A 16,933-nucleotide genomic window follows, 5' to 3' on the forward strand; every position below is an offset into this window, starting at 1 on the left:
CATGGCTGCAAAAAGCAATGTCCCCGCGGTTCCAGCGCTGGGCGGTGAAGCCAGCCTCAACCGCTATCTGTCGGAAATCCGCAAGTTTCCGCTGCTGACGCCTGAGCAGGAATATATGCTCGCCAAGCGTTACGCGGAACATCAGGATCCCGAAGCGGCGGCGCAACTGGTGACGTCCCACCTGCGCCTGGTGGCGAAGATCGCCATGGGTTATCGCGGCTATGGCCTGCCGGTCAGCGAGCTGATCAGCGAAGGCAATATCGGCCTGATGCAGGGCGTGAAGAAGTTTGAGCCGGAACGCGGTTTCCGCCTGGCCACTTACGCCATGTGGTGGATTCGCGCGTCGATCCAGGAATTCATTCTTCGTAGCTGGTCGCTCGTGAAGATGGGCACCACTGCGGCGCAAAAGAAGCTGTTCTTCAACCTTCGCCGGATGAAGAACAATATCGAAGCGTTCGAGGATGGCGACCTGCATCCCGACGACGTCAAGAAGATCGCTACCGACCTGGGCGTGACCGAGGAAGACGTGGTCTCCATGAACCGTCGCATGGCGATGGGCGGCGACACGTCGCTCAACGTGCCGATGCGCGAGGACGGCGAAGGGCAATGGCAGGATTGGCTGGCCGACACCGACCCGTTGCAAGACGAGCTGGTCGCGGATGAGCAGGAAAAGACGCTGCGTCACGATATGTTGGTCGAGGCGATGGATGATCTGAACGATCGTGAAAAGCATATTCTTGCCGAGCGGCGTCTGGCCGAAGAGCCCAAGACGCTGGAAGAACTGAGCCAGGTTTATGGCGTGTCGCGCGAGCGTGTCCGCCAGATCGAAGTGCGCGCGTTTGAGAAGCTGCAAAAGGCCATGATGCGGATTGCCGGCGACAGGCTGGGCAAGATGCGGCTGGCACTGGCCTGACGCTGATTACCATGAGGTAGGAAGCCCCGGAGTGATCCGGGGCTTTTTTTGTGGCGTTAGCAGCGACCGATTTATGGCGGATTGGCTCGGCGGTGCGTGCCAACTTGAATGCTCGACGGATCGCGCTACGAACGAGCAAATGAGTGCCACCATCGCCGCTTCGTCTCGCCACCGCTTCCGTTGGGCCGGCTTCGTCATCCGGATATTGGGCGGCTTTGTCGCGCTCTCATTGCTGTTGGTGCTGCTCTATCGCTTCGTGCCGCCCCCCGTGACGTTGACGATGCTGGCCGATCCGAATGGCATCACCAAGGATTGGGTGGGTCTGGACGATATCGATCCGAACATGGCGCGCGCGGCCATTGCGGGCGAAGACAGCCGCTTTTGCAGTCATCATGGTTTCGACGCGGTCGCGATCGCGCAAGCCCTCCGTCACAATGTCAGTGGCGGACGGATTCGCGGCGGATCGACTATCAGCCAACAGACCGCGAAGAACGTGTTCCTGTTTCAGGGTGGCGGCTTCATCCGAAAGGGGTTTGAAGCCTGGTTTACTATCTTGATCGAGGCGATCTGGGGCAAGCGGCGGATCATGGAGGTGTATCTGAACGTCGCGGAGACGGGGATTGGGACTTATGGCGTGCAGGCTGGTGCCATGCGCTATTTCCACCATGGGGCGGGCAAGCTGACGCGCGGGGAAGCGGCCCGTCTTGCTGCCGTACTGCCATTGCCCAAGAAAAGGGGCGCGATTGCGCCGCAAGGCTTTACCCGGCGATATGGCAACAGCATCACGAGCCGGATTAGCGTGGTGCAGCGGGACGGTCTGGATAGCTGCGTTCGGTGAATAGGGTGTTGTGGTGGGGTGGTTTGCGGAAAGTCTGCTCGTAGCCCCCGATCAATGATAAGCTGACCGTCAGCAGTTTATCGAAGTTGCAGATGCCAGAGAAGCATGCGACGAAGGTTCATGCTGTTATTTCTAGCCGCGCTCGCCGCTGCCGCTGATCCTAAGCCCGATCCTATGGCAAATGATGCCGTTGCGGCTTTCTCGCAGGTTTGCGTTGGCATGTTCGTGGGGAAGAAATCTGACGTCGATTCTTCGCGCTTCTCGGTAACCAAGCTGGCACCTGATACGGCTAAGCTGGTCCAACCAAATTTTTCTGGAGATGTTTGGGACGTTAGTGGCAAAATTTCTGACGTACACATGCTTGTCCATTACGAGCCGAGTGGCATGTGTGTTGTTCAGGTCGCCGCAGCCAACGAAGCCGATATTCGAGCATCGTGTATGGCGCTGGTCGAGCAGACTGCCAAAGCAGTTAGCGCTAAAGTCAAACGGCAGCAGGACAGAATCAACTATGTGGAAGGCAAGCCTGCCACTACCTCCATTTGGCGGTTGAGCACTAAACCCCAAAATCTCATGCTCGCTTTAACAACCTACCCTGAAGCCAAATTCATGATCCAGCACATGATGACAGTTAGCCGCGTCCGCTGATCGGGCAACCCAGCGCTTCCAAGAGTGACCATAAATGGTCGAAAACCGCCCTGTTTCCACCCCACCAAAAAAGCCCCGCTGGAGCGATCCAGCGGGGCTTTTGAACGCCTAAGAGAACGCCGCGATCAGGCGGCGTCTTCGGCGCGTTTGTCCTTTTCGCTGAAGACGCGAATCGGTTCCTTGGTTCCAGCCACGACATCCTTGTCGACGACGACCTCGCCCACGCCTTCCATCGATGGGAGGTCGAACATCGTGTCGAGCAGGATCGATTCCAGGATCGACCGCAGACCGCGCGCGCCGGTCTTCCGTTCGATCGCCTTCTTGGCGATCGCCGTAAGGGCATCATCGGTGAAGCTCAGTTCGACATTTTCCATGTCGAACAGCTTGCCATATTGCTTCACCAGCGCGTTCTTCGGTTCGACCAGAATCTTGACCAATGCGGTCACGTCGAGATCTTCCAGTGTCGCGATCACCGGCAGACGGCCGACGAACTCGGGAATCAGGCCGAATTTCAGCAAATCTTCCGGCTCAGACTGACGCAGCAGTTCGCCGGTCTTACGCTCTTCGGGGGCCGCGACATGGGCACCGAAGCCGATCGACTTGGCTTCCAAGCGATCGCCAATGATCCGCTCCAGCCCGGCAAAGGCGCCGCCGCAGATGAACAGGATGTTGGTCGTATCGACCTGAAGGAATTCCTGCTGCGGATGTTTGCGGCCGCCCTGCGGAGGAACCGAAGCAGTGGTGCCTTCCATCAGCTTCAGCAGTGCCTGCTGAACGCCCTCGCCCGATACGTCGCGAGTGATCGAGGGGTTTTCAGCCTTGCGGCTGATCTTGTCGATTTCGTCGATATAGACGATGCCGCGCTGGGCTTTTTCGACATTATAGTCGGATGCCTGAAGCAGCTTGAGGATGATATTTTCGACATCCTCACCGACATAGCCCGCCTCGGTCAGAGTCGTGGCGTCGGCCATGGTGAAGGGCACGTCGAACGTCTTGGCCAGCGTTTGTGCCAGCAGCGTCTTGCCGCAGCCGGTGGGGCCGACGAGCAGAATGTTCGATTTGGCGAGTTCGACCTCACCCGGCTTCGTGCCGTGGTTCAAGCGCTTGTAATGGTTGTGGACGGCGACCGACAGGACACGCTTCGCCCGGTTCTGGCCGATCACATAATCGTCCAGCACATCGCAGATTTCCTGCGGGGTCGGCACGCCGCCATCCTTTTTGCCGACGAGACCGCCCTTGGTCTCCTCGCGGATGATGTCGTTGCACAGTTCCACGCACTCGTCGCAGATGAAGACGGTCGGCCCCGCGATCAGCTTACGCACCTCATGCTGCGACTTGCCGCAGAAGGAGCAGTAAAGCGTGCTTTTGGAATCGGAGCCTGTAAGCTTAGTCATTCGCCAATCTTTCCTCCCTGCCCCAAGCGAAAAGCCGCGACGGCGAGGGATATTCTGGTCCTAGGATCATCCTAGACCGCGTCACGCCGATTTCACAAGGGGAGAAAACGGCGCGCGCGATTAAGATCCATGTTAGCTGTCAGTCGTTTCGGGTGCGGCTGGACGGCGATCAAATACCTCGTCCACCAGCCCGAACGCCTTCGCCTCATCGGCCTCAAGGAAGGTATCGCGGTCCATCGCGCGCTCAACCTCGTCCAGCGACTTGCCGGTGTATTGCACATACAGGTCATTGAGACGGCGGCGAATCCGGAGGATTTCCTTCGCCTGGATTTCGATGTCCGAAGCCATACCCTGGGCGCCGCCGGACGGCTGATGCACCATGATCCGTGCGTTGGAAAGCGCGATGCGCTTGCCCGGCTCACCTGCTGCCAGCAAGAAGCTGCCCATGGATGCTGCCTGACCGATGCAGACGGTGCCGACCTGGGGGCGGATATATTTCATCGTGTCATGGATGGCCATGCCCGCTGTCACCACGCCGCCGGGGGAATTGATGTACATCCAGATGTCCTTCTTCGGATTTTCCGACTCGAGGAACAGGAGCTGAGCGACGATGAGCGAGGCCATATGATCCTCAACCTGACCGGTCACGAAGATGATCCGTTCACGCAGCAGGCGGGAGAAAATGTCAAAACTGCGTTCGCCGCGATTGGATTGTTCGATGACGATAGGAACAAGCGCGGCCATGGGATCAGACATGATATTGGTCATTTTGCTCTTTCAGGGTGATTTTTGCCCGCTCTCTACATCGGCACAAAAGCGGGCAGGTTCAAGGGGTCCTGTGATCGCCGGTCGCGAGTTCAGCGGCGCGCTTCGAAATCGGAAGGCGCACGGAATGCCAGATAAGCAAGGCGCCGCACTTCCCGGCGTCCGCGCACTACGGTGTCGAGGATCAGCCCACACATGCCCGATAGCGTGGCGAGTATCATGAGCCCCGTGACGAGGATCGCGGTCGGAAAGCGTGGCACAAGCCCGGTATCGAGATAGGTAAGGATCAACGGCGTCGCCAGAATGACGGCGGCGGCCGCCAGCAACGCGGCGATGATGCCGAAGAAAAGGATCGGCTTCTCGATCCGGTAGAGCGTGAAGATCGTTCGCAGGATACGCCACCCGTCGCGATAGGTGGAGAGCTTGCTGACCGAACCTTCCGGCCGAGCGCCATAGACAGTCATGATTTCGGAAACGGGCATCGCCAGTTCCAGCGCATGAACGCTGATTTCCGTTTCGATTTCGAAACCTGCGGACAGGACAGGAAAGCTTTTGACGAAACGGCGCGAAAAGACGCGATAGCCCGACAATATATCGGTGAAGCTGCGGCCAAAGAGCTGCTTGAGCAGGCTGGTGAGCGCCCAGTTTCCGAAGCGATGGCCACGGCGATAGGCTTCTTCCACCTCGCTCTTGCGCGCGCCAACGACCATGTCGAGATTATCTTCCAACATGGCAGCGACGAGACTGGGCGCGGCAGCGGCATCATAGGTCGCATCGCCGTCGGCCATGACGTAGATGTCAGCATCTACATCGGCGAACATGCGGCGCACGACATGGCCCTTGCCCTGCTGCGTCACGCGGCGAACGATCGCGCCAGCTCCAGCGGCGAGTTCAGCGCTGCCGTCGCTGCTGTTATTATCGAAGACGTAGATGTCGGCGGTGGGCAGTGCGCGGCGGAAATCCTGCACCGTCTTCACGATCGCGCCCGCTTCATTATAGCAGGGCAGGATTACGGCAATGCGCGGACCTACCGCCCCCTGCCCGCTTGCCACTGCCGGAAATTCCTTCATCTGCCCCAAACCTCACCCGAACTTATCGCGGCATGACGTGCCGGGATTAACATTTCGTCTGCCATGCCGAGTGCTAAATGAAAAGCGCCCGTCTTCCATCTGGAGACGGACGCTTTTCATGTTTTGGCAGTGGCCCGGCGCACATCAGCGCTCAGCCGGGCAACCCCAATCCTTATTCAGCCTTGGCAGCAGCCTTCTTGGCCGGAGCCTTCTTGGCCTTTGGCTTTTCCTCAGCGGCAGCTTCTTCAGCCACGGCCTCGTCCTTCTTGGCGGCAGCCTTCTTGGCCGGAGCCTTTTTCGCCGGAGCTTCATCGGCCGCAGGCGCGGCTTCGTCAGCGTCCGCAGCCTTCTTCTTGGGAGCAGCCTTCTTCGCCTTGGGCTTTTCGTCATGATCATGATGATCATGGCCACAACCCGGGCCGTGCACGTGGGGCTTCAGATCGCCATCTTCTGCTTCGATCGCGGCTTCCAACTCTTCGCGGGTGACGGCGCGATCGGTGACTTCGGCCTTGCCGAACAGGAAGTCTACGACCTTGTCTTCATAAAGCGGCGCGCGGAGTTGAGCGGCGGCCATCGGGTCCTGGCGGACATATTGAACGAACCGCTCACGATCCTGTGGGCCGTACTGCTGAGCTGCCTGCATGATCAGGCGGTTCATTTCCTGATCGGAAACCGCCACGCCATTTGCCTGACCGATTTCGGACAGGAGGAGACCAAGGCGAACGCGGCGAACGGCGATCGCGCGATAGTCTTCCTTCTCGGCTTCCATTTCCTTCAGAGCAGCTTCCGGGTCCGCCTCATGGCTGGCTTCGTGCTGAAGCTGCGCCCAGATTTGTTCGAACTCGGCTTCCACCATGCTCGGCGGCACGTCGAAATCATGGGCTGCGGCAAGCTGGTCGAGCAGCTTACGCTTCATGTGCGTGCGGGTGAGGCCGTTATGTTCCTGCTCGATCTGGCCCTTCAGCAGCTCCTTGAGCTTGTCGAGACCTTCCAGACCCAGCGACTTGGCGAAATCATCGTCCAGCTTGGGCTTGTCGGCGTTCAGGATCGCCTTGACCGTGATGTCGAAGGTGGCTTCCTTGCCAGCGAGATGGGCCGCGCCATAATCCTCCGGGAAGGGGACGGTGATGGTCTTCTCGTCGCCCTTCTTGACGCCGGTCAGCTGCTCTTCGAAGCCGGGGATGAACTGGCCCGAGCCGATCTTGAGCTTCACATCTTCGGCCGAACCGCCTTCAAAGGCTTCGCCGTCGATCTTGCCCACGAAGTCGATGGTCAGCGTGTCGCCATCCTTCGCCTTGTGCGAAGCGGCATGCTCTTCCAGCGCGCCCTGCTGGGTCGCGATGCGGCCAGCGGCTTCATCAACCTGCGAATCAGCGACTTCGACGGTCAGACGCTCCAGCTTCAGACCGTCGATGCTGGGTGCGGCGATTTCAGGAAGCACTTCCAGCGCGACCTTCACCTCGGCGTCCTTGCCGAATTCAAAGCCTTCGTCCAGTTCCACGGAAGGCTGCATCGCCGGACGCAGCTTGTTGTCCGCGATCAGCTTTTGAATGCCTTCCTGGATCGAATTGTTAAGGGCGTCGCGCTGAAGCGATTCACCATGCATTTTCTTGACGAGGTTGGCAGGCACCTTGCCGGGGCGGAAGCCGGGCATACGAACCTGCGGTGCGATCGCCGCCACTTCCTTTTCCACGCGGGCGTCGATGTCCTTCGACGTGATGGTCACGGTGTAGGCGCGCTTCAGGCCCTCGTTCAACGTCTCGACAGTCTGCATCTCTTCTCTCAAACGCTTTCTTCAGCTGAATTCAGGTGGCGCCTGACATGATACAAGCCGGGCGCACTGGTGCGGGCGAAGGGACTCGAACCCCCACATCTTGCGATACCAGAACCTAAATCTGGCGCGTCTACCAGTTTCGCCACGCCCGCATCGGCCGCCGGTCGGCGCGGCATAGAGAAAAGCATCCGGGGAGGCAAGCAATTGTGGATAACTTGCCCGGAACTCACGCAGGGCCTCAGGCGTAACGTTTTCCGAAGGAGAGAAACATGGCCACTCAGCCTGATCCGGAACCGATCGGCGTACCCCCACCCGACACGATTCAGCCGCAGTCACCCCCGGAGTCGCCTGCCCCCTCTACCCCTGATGAAACTCCTGCGGGCGAACCGCCCGAATTCGTGCCGACGCAGCCTGATTTTGACCAGCCGGATCGGTCCATCCCGGAATTGCCGCCGGATTGAGTGTATCAGCAGCGTCTATTCTTGCAGTAGCGAGAAATTTTCTCCCTCTCCTATGCTGGACAGGCCCTTGCAAGCATGATTGAACCACGACGGATAGAAGAAAAGCGGGAGAGGCGCGGCTGACATCAAGGGGGTCATCGTGCATCGGGTTCGCGCCAAATTAGATTGGTTCAAGGCAGTTATATTACCACAGGAGGCCGCACTTCGGGGACGGCTCCGGAGGATCTTGCCCTCCTTCCTGGAACTTGACGACATGGTCGCCGAGGTCATGGCCCGTGCCTATGCCACGGAAAATTGGAACAATGTGACGACAGGCCGCGCCTATCTGTTCACGATCGCCCGCAATCTGATCATCGACAATGCGCGTCGCAACAAGGTGGTCAGCTTCGAAACGATCGCTGACCTGGAACTGCTGCAAGCCGAAAACAGTGTCGAGGCTCAACTTCATGCTCGCGAGGCCCTGCGGCAGATTGAAGCGATCGTCGAAACGCTTCCGCCGCAATGCCGGAGGGTATTTGTCCTGCGCCGTATCCATGAAAGATCGATGATCGAAATAGCGGCAGAAATGTCCTTGTCCGTTTCTACGGTTGAAAAACATCTGGCCAAAGCCATCGCGATAATTATGCGGGCATGGTCGGAACGTCAGGAAACGGATTTCGAACGTGCAAGCGTCGGGGCGAGGGTCAAGCAGCAGGAACGAAATCGAGGCGGAAGCCGCGCGTCTGTTGGTAAGGCTTAACACCGACCCGGCTGCTCAGGATGAGGCCGAACTTTCCGCGTGGATCGAAGCGGACCCGCAGCACGCAATTGCTTACGCAAGGGCAGAGGCCGCTTGGGAATCCGCTGAAGTGCTGAAGAGCGCAACCGCTGACAACGATTTGTCGACTATCGCGCTCATCGCTAGCGAGCCGCGCCACTTGTCGCGCAATATCATGATCGCGGCTGGAGTTGCCGTAATCCTGTTTATCATCGCCGCCATCTTCTCGGTCTGTACAGTCGATGACGCCGATCATCAGGAAACGCGAATCGGAGAGCTCCGCTTTCGCTCCGCCTGACGCCGAGGCATCACTTGCGGAATCTAGGCCAGTAATTCCCGTACCAGATCAGGCACGAGATCGCTGGCCAGACCGATGCGAGTTTCCTCGAAATAGAAGCTGCCAGCCGAGGGCTCCAGATTCAACTCCAACGTCCGGGCGCCTGCATGTCGCGCCATCTCAACAAAGCCTGCGGCCGGATAGACCGCGCCGGAGGTGCCGATCGACACGAATAGGTCGGCCCGGCGGAGCGCTGCGTCGATCACCTCCATCTGGTACGGCATTTCACCGAAGAACACGATGTCCGGACGCAGGCTGGCACTGCGGCACGCTCCGCACGGCGCGCCCGGAGGCAAGGGATCAGACCAGGGCACCCCCTTGCCACAAGCGGCACAGAGGGCCGATCGAAGTTCGCCGTGCATGTGTATCAGGCGGCGGGCACCTGCCCTTTCGTGAAGATCATCGACATTCTGCGTGACGATGAGCAGCTCGCCTCGCCATTGCGCGTCCAAGGCTGCCAAAGCCTGATGCGCCGGGTTCGGTTGAACTTCATGCAGCTTCGCGCGCCGTTCGTCATAGAAGCGATGCAGCAGTGCCGCATTGCGCTCAAGCGCCTCTGGCGTGCAGACATCCTCCACATGATGACCTTCCCACAAGCCATCAGGCCCCCGAAATGTCGCAAGGCCGCTTTCGGCAGAGATTCCCGCGCCCGTCAGAATGACGATGTTGAAGATGTCGTCCATCTTGTCATCATGTCTGCTGCTCAATCCAAAAGCTACAGCTTCCAGATGACAAGTCGGGGTCATTCTGGCATCGGACGGGCGGATTTCCGGGGACAAGCACCATCATGACGAAGATCGGACTTTTTGGAGCAGCGGGCCGCATGGGACGCACGATCGCCCAGGTCGCGATCGAAGCAGGGCTGAACGTCAGTGGCGGTACCGATCGCGAAGGCAGTGGAGAGCTTCTGCCGGGACTTGCGATCACATCCGATCCGCTGGCGCTGGCCGAACGGAGTGATGTGCTGATCGACTTTTCGGTTCCGGCTGCTCTTTCCTCCCATCTGGATGCGTGCGTCGCGGCGAGGAAGCCGGTCCTCATCGGCACCACCGGGCTGGAGCAGGTGCATCACAATCTGATCGATGAGGCGGCCCGGATGATCCCCGTGCTCCAGACGGGCAACACCTCCCTCGGCGTAAACCTGTTATCGGCATTGGTCGAAAAGGCTGCCGCCCGCCTCGGGGATGATTGGGACATCGAAATCGTCGAGATGCATCATCGGCACAAGGTTGATGCGCCGTCGGGTACCGCGCTTCTGCTGGGTGAGGCGGCGGCACGTGGCCGAGCCATCGAGCTTTCCAGCAACAGCGAACGGGGCCGCGACGGCATTACCGGGGCGCGGGCTCAGGGTGCGATCGGGTTCGCGGCACTGCGGGGCGGGTCGGTTGCGGGCGATCATCAGGTGATCTTAGCCACCGATGGCGAGCGCATTGAACTCAGCCATCGCGCGGAGAGCCGCGTCATATTCGCACGCGGCGCCGTAAAGGGTGCGGCCTGGCTGATCGGCCAGCCTGCCGGGCGCTATGACATGAAGGCAGTGCTCGGCCTTTGATCCTGCGATGAACAAGGCGCAGATCTTCGACTTCTTCAGCCGTCTCGCGGAAGCCAATCCGGCGCCGCGAACGGAACTGGAATATGGCAACGACTATCAGCTGCTAGTCGCGGTGGTTCTTTCCGCTCAGGCAACCGACGTCGGCGTCAACAAGGCCACGCGCGCGCTTTTCATGCAGGTGAAAACGCCCGCCGAGATGGTGGAGCTTGGCGAAGAGGGCTTGAAGGAGCACATCAAGACGATCGGCCTTTTCAATGCCAAGGCGAAGAATGTCATCGCCCTGTCCGAAATATTGGTGCGCGATTTTGGCGGCGAAGTCCCGCAGGATCGTGACATACTCACGACGTTGCCGGGGGTGGGCAGGAAAACGGCGAACGTCGTGATGAACACGGCCTTCGGTCATGAGACTTTCGCCGTCGATACCCATATCTTCCGCGTGGGCAACCGTACTGGCCTCGCGCCCGGCAAGACACCGCTAGCGGTCGAACAGAAACTGGAGAAGCGCGTGCCCGGCCCGTTCCGGCGCGATGCGCACCATTGGCTCATCCTTCATGGCCGCTATGTGTGCAAGGCCCGGCGGCCGGAATGTTGGCGCTGCATCGTCGCCGACCTCTGTCGCTACAAGCCGAAGACCCCTGCCCCCAAAGGAGCCACGCCGATCACCTGAACGGTCGCCATTATCATGCGGTTCAGTCAAGCTGTGCTAGGGCAAAGACGGAACGCGTCATTCGATGACGTGTTACCCGTGACGACAATAAGGAGAGACAATCATGTTCGTCCCTGTTTCCCCGGCGCTTCGCCTGGGTGTCGCCGTGGCGCTCATGTCCCTGGTTGCCCCGGCATCGGCCAAGACGCGGCCCGACAATCTGGTTGCAGCTGGCAAGCCCGTTGATTGCGTCCAGATAAATTCGATCCGCCAGACCGATGTGCGCGATGATCAGACGATCGATTTCATTCTCAACGGCAATAAGGTGTACCGGAACACGCTGCCGAACAGTTGCCCAAGCCTGGGTTCCGAAAAGCGTTTCATGTATAAGACGAGCCTGTCGCAGCTCTGCTCCGTGGATATCATCACGGTTCTGTACAGTTCGCCCGATCTGATGCGCGGTGCCAGTTGCGGGCTTGGCAAGTTCCAGCCCATGAAGAAGGTCAAATAGTCGGCGCGTCGCGATTTTGGTGCTGGCGTCGGCAGTTGCCCTTTGCTAAGCGGCGCTTCGCACCAAGCGACACGCACCCATAGCTCAGCTGGATAGAGCGTTGCCCTCCGAAGGCAAAGGTCAGAGGTTCGAATCCTCTTGGGTGCACCATTCTCTTCCGGTTCGCAGCACAGCCTGCTCATGATCCAGCAGGTATCGCTTGGCTTCCAACCCGCCAGCGAAGCCGGTCAGGGCCCCCGCCGATCCGATCACCCTGTGGCAGGGCGCAATGATGGAGAGCGGGTTGCGGCCGTTAGCGGCACCGACCGCGCGGGAGGCTGAGGGACGGCCGATATCCGCTGCCACCTGACCATAGCTGCGCACTTGCCCGAACGGAATGCGAAGCAGGGCTGCCCAGACCTGCTTCTGAAAATCCGTTCCCTGAAAATCGAGCGGAAGGTCGAAGCGGGTGAGTTTACCTGAAAAATAGGCGCGCAATTGCTTCGACGTTTCCTGAAGCAGTGGGTGATCCGGCATTTTCGCCCCAGGGTTGGCCCGTACTCGCAGGGGATCGTCATTTTCCCATAACAGGGCAGCCAAACCCCCGCCGCTGGCGACCATGGTGAGATCGCCCACCGGCGACCGGAATATATCAAAGGCGAATGTCACGACCTATCCTTCCAACTTCGGAAAGACTGAAGAATAATTCGCTTTCTTGGCATTGGCTTCCTGCCGCTTGCCTTCAAAAACGACGTACCGTTAGCGAGCCTCCACCCCCTCCGGCAGCACCACAGCTGACCAGCTCCTCCCCGGAACCAGATATTTGGCGGCAAGCGCCTGAAGCTGGGCTGGCGTCACCGACAGCATGTCCTTCGCCATGGTCTGCATGGCCTGCACATATTGTGGGTTCTGGGTCGCGCCCTCCATCTGGTTCATCCAGAAGGCATTGCCGGTGCTCGCCCGCATCAGCAGCTGGCGCATTGGCGCGACAGCGCGCTGAAGCTCATCCTCGCTGACCGGGTTTTTGGCGAGGTCTGCCGCCGTATCCTTAACGACGCCGTAGAAATAATTGATGCGATCGGGACGCACCTGACTGGTCACCAGAATGTAGCCGCCGCTTTCGTAGGAAAATGGCCAATTATTCTGGACACTCGGCGAATAGGCGGCCCCTTCCGTCGACCTGAGCCGATCGAATAGGCGGTCATTGAAGATTTGCGTCAGGATTTCGAGCTGGCGCGCTTCCTTCGTGAGCGCAAATCCACCTGCCGTCGGCCACGCCATGACCGCCGCGGCTTGCTCCTTGTCGCCCTTGTGCCGCAGGATAATCGGCGTCGCGACATGAGCGGGGAAGCGCATCTGCTTGTTCACAGGCGGAACCGGGACATCCGGCCGTGCGGGCATGGCTCCGAAAGTGGCTGCCACCGCCTCTATCGCCTCTTCGGGCTTCACCTGCCCAAAGATCTGCACTTCAATTGGGCCGGAAGCCAGCAGCGGTTCCCAAGTGGAGCGAAACGCCTGCGGGGTCAACGCCTCTATCTCGTTCCGCGAGGGGGTGCGAAACCGGACGTCCTTGTCATGCAGCAGCCAGTTGAGATCGCGTGCCAGCACCGAATCCGGCGCCCGTGCCATCGCGTCATAGGCAACGGCGGTGCCTGTCTTCACTCGGGCGATCGGCGCGGGGTCCCAGCCAGGCGCGGCCAATTTGGTCGCGAAGAGTTGCAACTGATCCCGGTAATCAGCCGGGCGAGTAACGGCCTGCATTTCGAAGGCATCATCGTCGATTGAGAAATCCATTCCCATGCGGCGACCGTTCGTCAGGTCATCCAGCTCACGCTGACCCAGCTTGCCGATGCCACTGGCCACCAAAGCATAATTGGCGGCCCAGCCCGGTGCTGCCTTCGTAGGCGAAAATGCCAGCTGTCCGTGGCCGAAGCGGACGTTGATCCGCACCTTTTCCGTTTCAGCATTATTGGCGAACAGGGTGAGTTTCACGCCGTTGGCAAAGGTTACGCTCTCCATGCCGGGCAAACCCACCTGTGTGCGCGACACCACTTTCCCGGGAGGACCGAGCTTGGGAAGGTCCGCCATCGTGATCGCCTTGTCCGCCAACCGGGCGTTGGTGGCAGCCTTCACGGGCGCGGCAAGGGCAGCGGACAGGCGGGCGTCGATCCCCGGCACCGGCTTGCCCGTAATCAGGAGGGCTCGGAACACACCGGCCGAAAACAGGCGGCGCGTGGAATCCAGTATCTTCTGCGGCGTCATGGCCGGTTTGCCGGATCGGAATATCTCCAGCGCAGCCTGAGGGCTGACGGTGGTTTCGCGGATATCGACGGCGCTCACCAGATCGCTCGCCTGCTTGGCGCCCGCTTCCGTGTCGGCATTTTCAACCTGAATGGCGAGCGCCGTGTCGATCTGGGCATATTCCCGGTCAATTTCGAGCTGGCTCGGCGCGGTCGCCTTCGCGTCTTCGATAATCGCGCGGACATCGCCCAAGGCCTTTTCCCAATTCTCGCCGGTGGGGACCAAGGTGACGAAGGTCCCATCGGCCGATCGGCTGACATCCTGCTGATCGACGCTTGCCTGAATGAAGCTGCCTCCGCCGCGGGCCGCTTGTTCGAGGCGGCGGCTGATGATCTGCAGCGCCAGCATGTCGGTCAGCTTGTCCTGATTATAGACAATGGTATCGGCATGCGGCTTCCATGGACGAAGCCAGGCCATGGTCAGGCCCGTTGGCGCGCCCGGCTCGACCGCTACGCTGGCGGCAGGCGCTTTGGCATCCGGCTCACCGAAATCCGGGAGCGCAGCCCCCTGCCCCGGCACCGACCATGATGCGAAATTATCCTTGATGATCTGCTCGGCTACAGCGGGATCGATGTCGCCCGCTATCGAGATCACTGCATTTTCCGGGCGATACCAGCGCTGATGAAACGCCCCCATCCGCGCGGCAGTGGCAGCATTGAGGCTGGCGACCGTGCCAATGGGACTGCGCTCCGCCAGAAGCTGACCAGCGAAGAAGTGGCGGCGGCTTGCGTCGGAGATGCGCATCTGTGGCCCGTCCCCTTCCCGCCGTTCGGCCAGCACTACCGCCCGCTCCGCTTCAACGGCACTGTCCACGATGTTGGGGTCGACCATCATGCCCGCGAGAATTTTCATGCTCTCGCCAAGGCTGGCCGGTGTCGCCTGAGGAAGGTCGAGCGCATAGGTGGTGCCGGTGGGCGTCGTCTGGGCGTTGCTGTCGCTGCCGAAGGTTACGCCCAGCCGCTGCCATATTCGTTTGGACTCGCCATCGGGCACATGGCGCGATCCGCGAAAGGTCAGATGCTCCATGAAGTGCGCATAGCCCTGTTCATCGGGCTGCTCCATCAGGGCGCCGACATCCATGCGCAAGCGGACGGAAACCTGTCCCGGCGGAACGCCATTGCGGCGAACGGCATAGCGAAGGCCATTGGGCAAGGTGCCGAAGTGCCATGCCGGATCGATAGGCACGTCGCTATTTTCATAGAGCCACGGCCTGACCTGCACCTGCGTATCGTTGGTGGCCGACGCCGACTTTGCCGGGGCCGGGCCAGTTCTGGCTGACAGGGAAGCAGGAATGCCCGAAAGCAGTAACGCAATGACGGACAGCGAAACGGCAGGACGCCGGAGGAAAAAGCTCATGGCGCCGTAGCCTAGAGCCAAAATTCTGAATGGCTACTGACAAAGAGCAGCCATGTTTCACGAAGGAGGGCAGGATGGCGCCACCTGGCACCATCCCGCCTGAAAATTTAACGGCCGCTGGTTTTTTGCACAGCACCCTTGTGCGCGCCTACTCCGCTCCGGTTGCGACGGAAGTTCTTCTTCGCGGGCTTTGCCTCTCCATCGGGGCGGTGAGCCCGTTCGGCCGTGCCGCGCTGTTGCTTCTGCTGGTCCTGATAGCGGCGCTGGCCATCGGCCCGGCGCGTCTTCTGTTCCGGCGTTTGCTCGCGGCCTTTACGCTGAGGCGCCGCCTTCGGGAGGTTGCGGACGGCTTCTACGAAATTGTCAGGCAAGGGCACGATCTCGAGCTTCACCTTTGCGGTGCGCTCGATCGCCTTGAGATAGGGCCGTTCATCATCAGCCACGAAGCTGATCGCGATACCTTCCGCGCCTGCCCGCGCGGTGCGGCCGATGCGATGGACATATTGTTCGGGGACATTGGGAAGCTCGAAATTGATCACGTGGCTCACGCCCGACACGTCAATGCCGCGCGCAGCGATGTCGGTGGCGACGAGCAGCTTAACATGGCCGTGACGGAATGCCTGAAGGGCTGTCGTGCGCTGGCCCTGGCTCTTATTGCCATGGATCGCGACGGCCTGGATGCCCGCGCCTTCCAGGAAGCGGACAACGCGGTCGGCGCCGTGCTTGGTGCGGGTGAAGATCAGCGCGCGGTCGATCGGCTCGTTGCGAACCGTGAGAGTGAGGAGCGCCTGCTTTTCCGCCTGATTGACGAAGGTCGCTTGCTGCCGGACGCGCTCGGCCGTTGTGGACTGCGGTGCGACGCTGACCTTGACGGGATTGTTGAGGAACTGGGCGGCCAGCGCTTCGATCTCGCCGGGCATGGTGGCGGAGAAGAAGAGGTTCTGCCGTTCCTTGGGAAGCAGTTTGGCGATGCGCTTGAGCGGATGGATGAAGCCCATGTCCATCATCTGATCGGCTTCGTCGAGGACGAAGATTTCTGTGTCCTTGATGGTGAAGGCGCGCTGGTCGATCAGGTCGAGGAGACGGCCCGGCGTGGCGACGACGATGTCGACACCCCGGCCGAGTGCGCGGATCTGACGGTTGATGGGGACGCCGCCGAAGACGACTTCGACCGACAGCTTGAGGAAGCGGCCATAGTCGCGGAAGCTCTGGGCGATCTGTGCCGCGAGTTCGCGGGTGGGCGACAGAACCAGCATCCGGCAGCCCTGAAGCGGCGTCGGCTTGGGATTGCGGGCGAAGTGGTCGAGGCTGGGCAGCGCGAAGGCAGCGGTCTTGCCAGTGCCGGTCTGGGCGATGCCGCACAGGTCCTTGCCCTGAAGCAGGACGGGAATGGCCTGCGTCTGGATGGGGGTGGGGTTGGCGTAATTCTTGGCGGCGAGCGCCTTCAGGATGGGCTCGGCGAGACCAAGGTCGGTGAATTGCATGAATGAACTCTCGAATTAAAAGGCTCAGACGCCCATAGGTTGCGAATCGCAACTGGACGCAAAGCGGGTTGCGAAACGACCCGCGTGAATAGGGAAGCCTCAAAAGCTTGGCGCAGACTTTCATTGGCCGGCCCCGTCACCCCTCAAGGG

The 16,933-nt window shown here is 60.3% G+C and carries 17 protein-coding genes, 2 tRNA genes and 1 pseudogene; 11 read left to right on the forward strand and 9 right to left on the reverse strand.

The window, feature by feature from the left end; all coding sequences use genetic code 11:
* Position 1 precedes the first annotated feature (1 nt).
* The 3 genes from rpoH to ACWNC0_RS16175 all read left to right on the forward strand — a co-directional run bounded on the left by rpoH (position 2) and on the right by ACWNC0_RS16175 (position 2,396).
* Positions 2-913: an RNA polymerase sigma factor RpoH gene (gene rpoH / locus ACWNC0_RS16165; protein ID WP_196225951.1), complete on the forward strand. Its 912-nt coding sequence runs from the start codon at positions 2-4 to the stop codon at positions 911-913.
* 139 nt (positions 914-1,052) lie between these two features.
* On the forward strand, positions 1,053-1,751 hold the full coding sequence (gene mtgA, locus ACWNC0_RS16170) for a monofunctional biosynthetic peptidoglycan transglycosylase (RefSeq protein ID WP_449473056.1): 699 nt from the start codon (positions 1,053-1,055) through the stop codon (positions 1,749-1,751).
* 120 nt (positions 1,752-1,871) lie between these two features.
* Entirely contained in the window at positions 1,872-2,396 is a 525-nt protein-coding gene (locus ACWNC0_RS16175; protein ID WP_449473058.1) for an NMCC_0638 family (lipo)protein, read from the forward strand.
* Positions 2,397-2,521: 125 nt separating this feature from the next.
* On the opposite strand, the gene clpX is transcribed toward ACWNC0_RS16175, so the two are convergent.
* From clpX to ACWNC0_RS16200, 5 genes are all read right to left on the reverse strand, one after another.
* A complete protein-coding gene (clpX, locus tag ACWNC0_RS16180; protein ID WP_066523548.1) occupies positions 2,522-3,790 on the reverse strand; it encodes an ATP-dependent Clp protease ATP-binding subunit ClpX in 1,269 nt (422 codons plus the stop codon).
* A gap of 132 nt (positions 3,791-3,922) precedes the next feature.
* The gene (gene clpP / locus ACWNC0_RS16185) at positions 3,923-4,558 is read right to left on the reverse strand and encodes an ATP-dependent Clp endopeptidase proteolytic subunit ClpP (RefSeq protein WP_449473060.1); all 636 of its coding nucleotides are present in this window, start codon (positions 4,556-4,558) and stop codon (positions 3,923-3,925) included.
* 89 nt (positions 4,559-4,647) lie between these two features.
* Positions 4,648-5,625 carry a glycosyltransferase family 2 protein gene (locus tag ACWNC0_RS16190; protein ID WP_449473062.1) on the reverse strand — a complete coding sequence of 326 codons (978 nt, stop codon included), beginning with the start codon at positions 5,623-5,625 and terminating at the stop codon, positions 4,648-4,650.
* Between the two features lie 172 nt (positions 5,626-5,797).
* Entirely contained in the window at positions 5,798-7,399 is a 1,602-nt protein-coding gene (tig, locus tag ACWNC0_RS16195; RefSeq protein ID WP_449473064.1) for a trigger factor, read from the reverse strand.
* Between the two features lie 67 nt (positions 7,400-7,466).
* Positions 7,467-7,551: transfer RNA gene (locus ACWNC0_RS16200), tRNA-Leu, on the reverse strand.
* A gap of 117 nt (positions 7,552-7,668) precedes the next feature.
* On the opposite strand from ACWNC0_RS16200, the gene ACWNC0_RS16205 reads away from it, so the two are divergent.
* From ACWNC0_RS16205 to ACWNC0_RS16220, 4 genes and pseudogenes are all read left to right on the forward strand, one after another.
* A complete protein-coding gene (locus tag ACWNC0_RS16205; RefSeq protein ID WP_449473065.1) occupies positions 7,669-7,860 on the forward strand; it encodes a hypothetical protein in 192 nt (63 codons plus the stop codon).
* A 139-nt stretch (positions 7,861-7,999) separates the two neighbouring features.
* On the forward strand, positions 8,000-8,599 hold the full coding sequence (locus tag ACWNC0_RS16210) for a sigma-70 family RNA polymerase sigma factor (protein ID WP_449473067.1): 600 nt from the start codon (positions 8,000-8,002) through the stop codon (positions 8,597-8,599).
* Positions 8,586-8,633: pseudogene (locus tag ACWNC0_RS16215) on the forward strand (hypothetical protein); the annotation flags it as partial. The gene ACWNC0_RS16210 and the pseudogene ACWNC0_RS16215, both read left to right, overlap by 14 nt.
* A gap of 75 nt (positions 8,634-8,708) precedes the next feature.
* A complete protein-coding gene (locus tag ACWNC0_RS16220) occupies positions 8,709-8,915 on the forward strand; it encodes a hypothetical protein (RefSeq protein WP_449474697.1) in 207 nt (68 codons plus the stop codon).
* A gap of 23 nt (positions 8,916-8,938) precedes the next feature.
* Here ACWNC0_RS16220 and ACWNC0_RS16225 read toward each other — a convergent pair whose 3' ends face one another.
* Positions 8,939-9,637 carry an NAD-dependent deacylase gene (locus ACWNC0_RS16225; protein ID WP_449473068.1) on the reverse strand — a complete coding sequence of 233 codons (699 nt, stop codon included), beginning with the start codon at positions 9,635-9,637 and terminating at the stop codon, positions 8,939-8,941.
* Positions 9,638-9,741: 104 nt separating this feature from the next.
* Here ACWNC0_RS16225 and dapB point away from each other — a divergent pair, with 104 nt between their 5' ends.
* From dapB to ACWNC0_RS16245, 4 genes are all read left to right on the forward strand, one after another.
* Positions 9,742-10,506 (forward strand): 4-hydroxy-tetrahydrodipicolinate reductase, encoded by a 765-nt coding sequence (gene dapB, locus ACWNC0_RS16230; protein ID WP_449473070.1) that lies wholly within the window; start codon positions 9,742-9,744, stop codon positions 10,504-10,506.
* Positions 10,507-10,513: 7 nt separating this feature from the next.
* The gene (gene nth, locus ACWNC0_RS16235; RefSeq protein WP_449473072.1) at positions 10,514-11,173 is read left to right on the forward strand and encodes an endonuclease III; all 660 of its coding nucleotides are present in this window, start codon (positions 10,514-10,516) and stop codon (positions 11,171-11,173) included.
* Positions 11,174-11,276: 103 nt separating this feature from the next.
* A complete protein-coding gene (locus ACWNC0_RS16240; protein ID WP_449473074.1) occupies positions 11,277-11,663 on the forward strand; it encodes a hypothetical protein in 387 nt (128 codons plus the stop codon).
* Between the two features lie 73 nt (positions 11,664-11,736).
* Positions 11,737-11,813: transfer RNA gene (locus ACWNC0_RS16245), tRNA-Arg, on the forward strand.
* Here the strand turns inward: ACWNC0_RS16245 and ACWNC0_RS16250 are convergent.
* The 3 genes from ACWNC0_RS16250 to ACWNC0_RS16260 all read right to left on the reverse strand — a co-directional run bounded on the left by ACWNC0_RS16250 (position 11,784) and on the right by ACWNC0_RS16260 (position 16,783).
* Positions 11,784-12,311, reverse strand: coding sequence for a methylated-DNA--[protein]-cysteine S-methyltransferase (locus tag ACWNC0_RS16250; RefSeq protein WP_449473076.1), 528 nt, complete (start codon positions 12,309-12,311; stop codon positions 11,784-11,786). The genes ACWNC0_RS16245 and ACWNC0_RS16250 overlap by 30 nt on opposite strands.
* Positions 12,312-12,401: 90 nt before the next feature.
* A complete protein-coding gene (locus ACWNC0_RS16255) occupies positions 12,402-15,299 on the reverse strand; it encodes a M16 family metallopeptidase (RefSeq protein ID WP_449473077.1) in 2,898 nt (965 codons plus the stop codon).
* 107 nt (positions 15,300-15,406) lie between these two features.
* Positions 15,407-16,783 (reverse strand): DEAD/DEAH box helicase, encoded by a 1,377-nt coding sequence (locus ACWNC0_RS16260; protein ID WP_449473079.1) that lies wholly within the window; start codon positions 16,781-16,783, stop codon positions 15,407-15,409.
* Positions 16,784-16,933: the final 150 nt, after the last annotated feature.

It is taken from the genome of Sphingobium chungangianum (genome assembly GCF_977014255.1).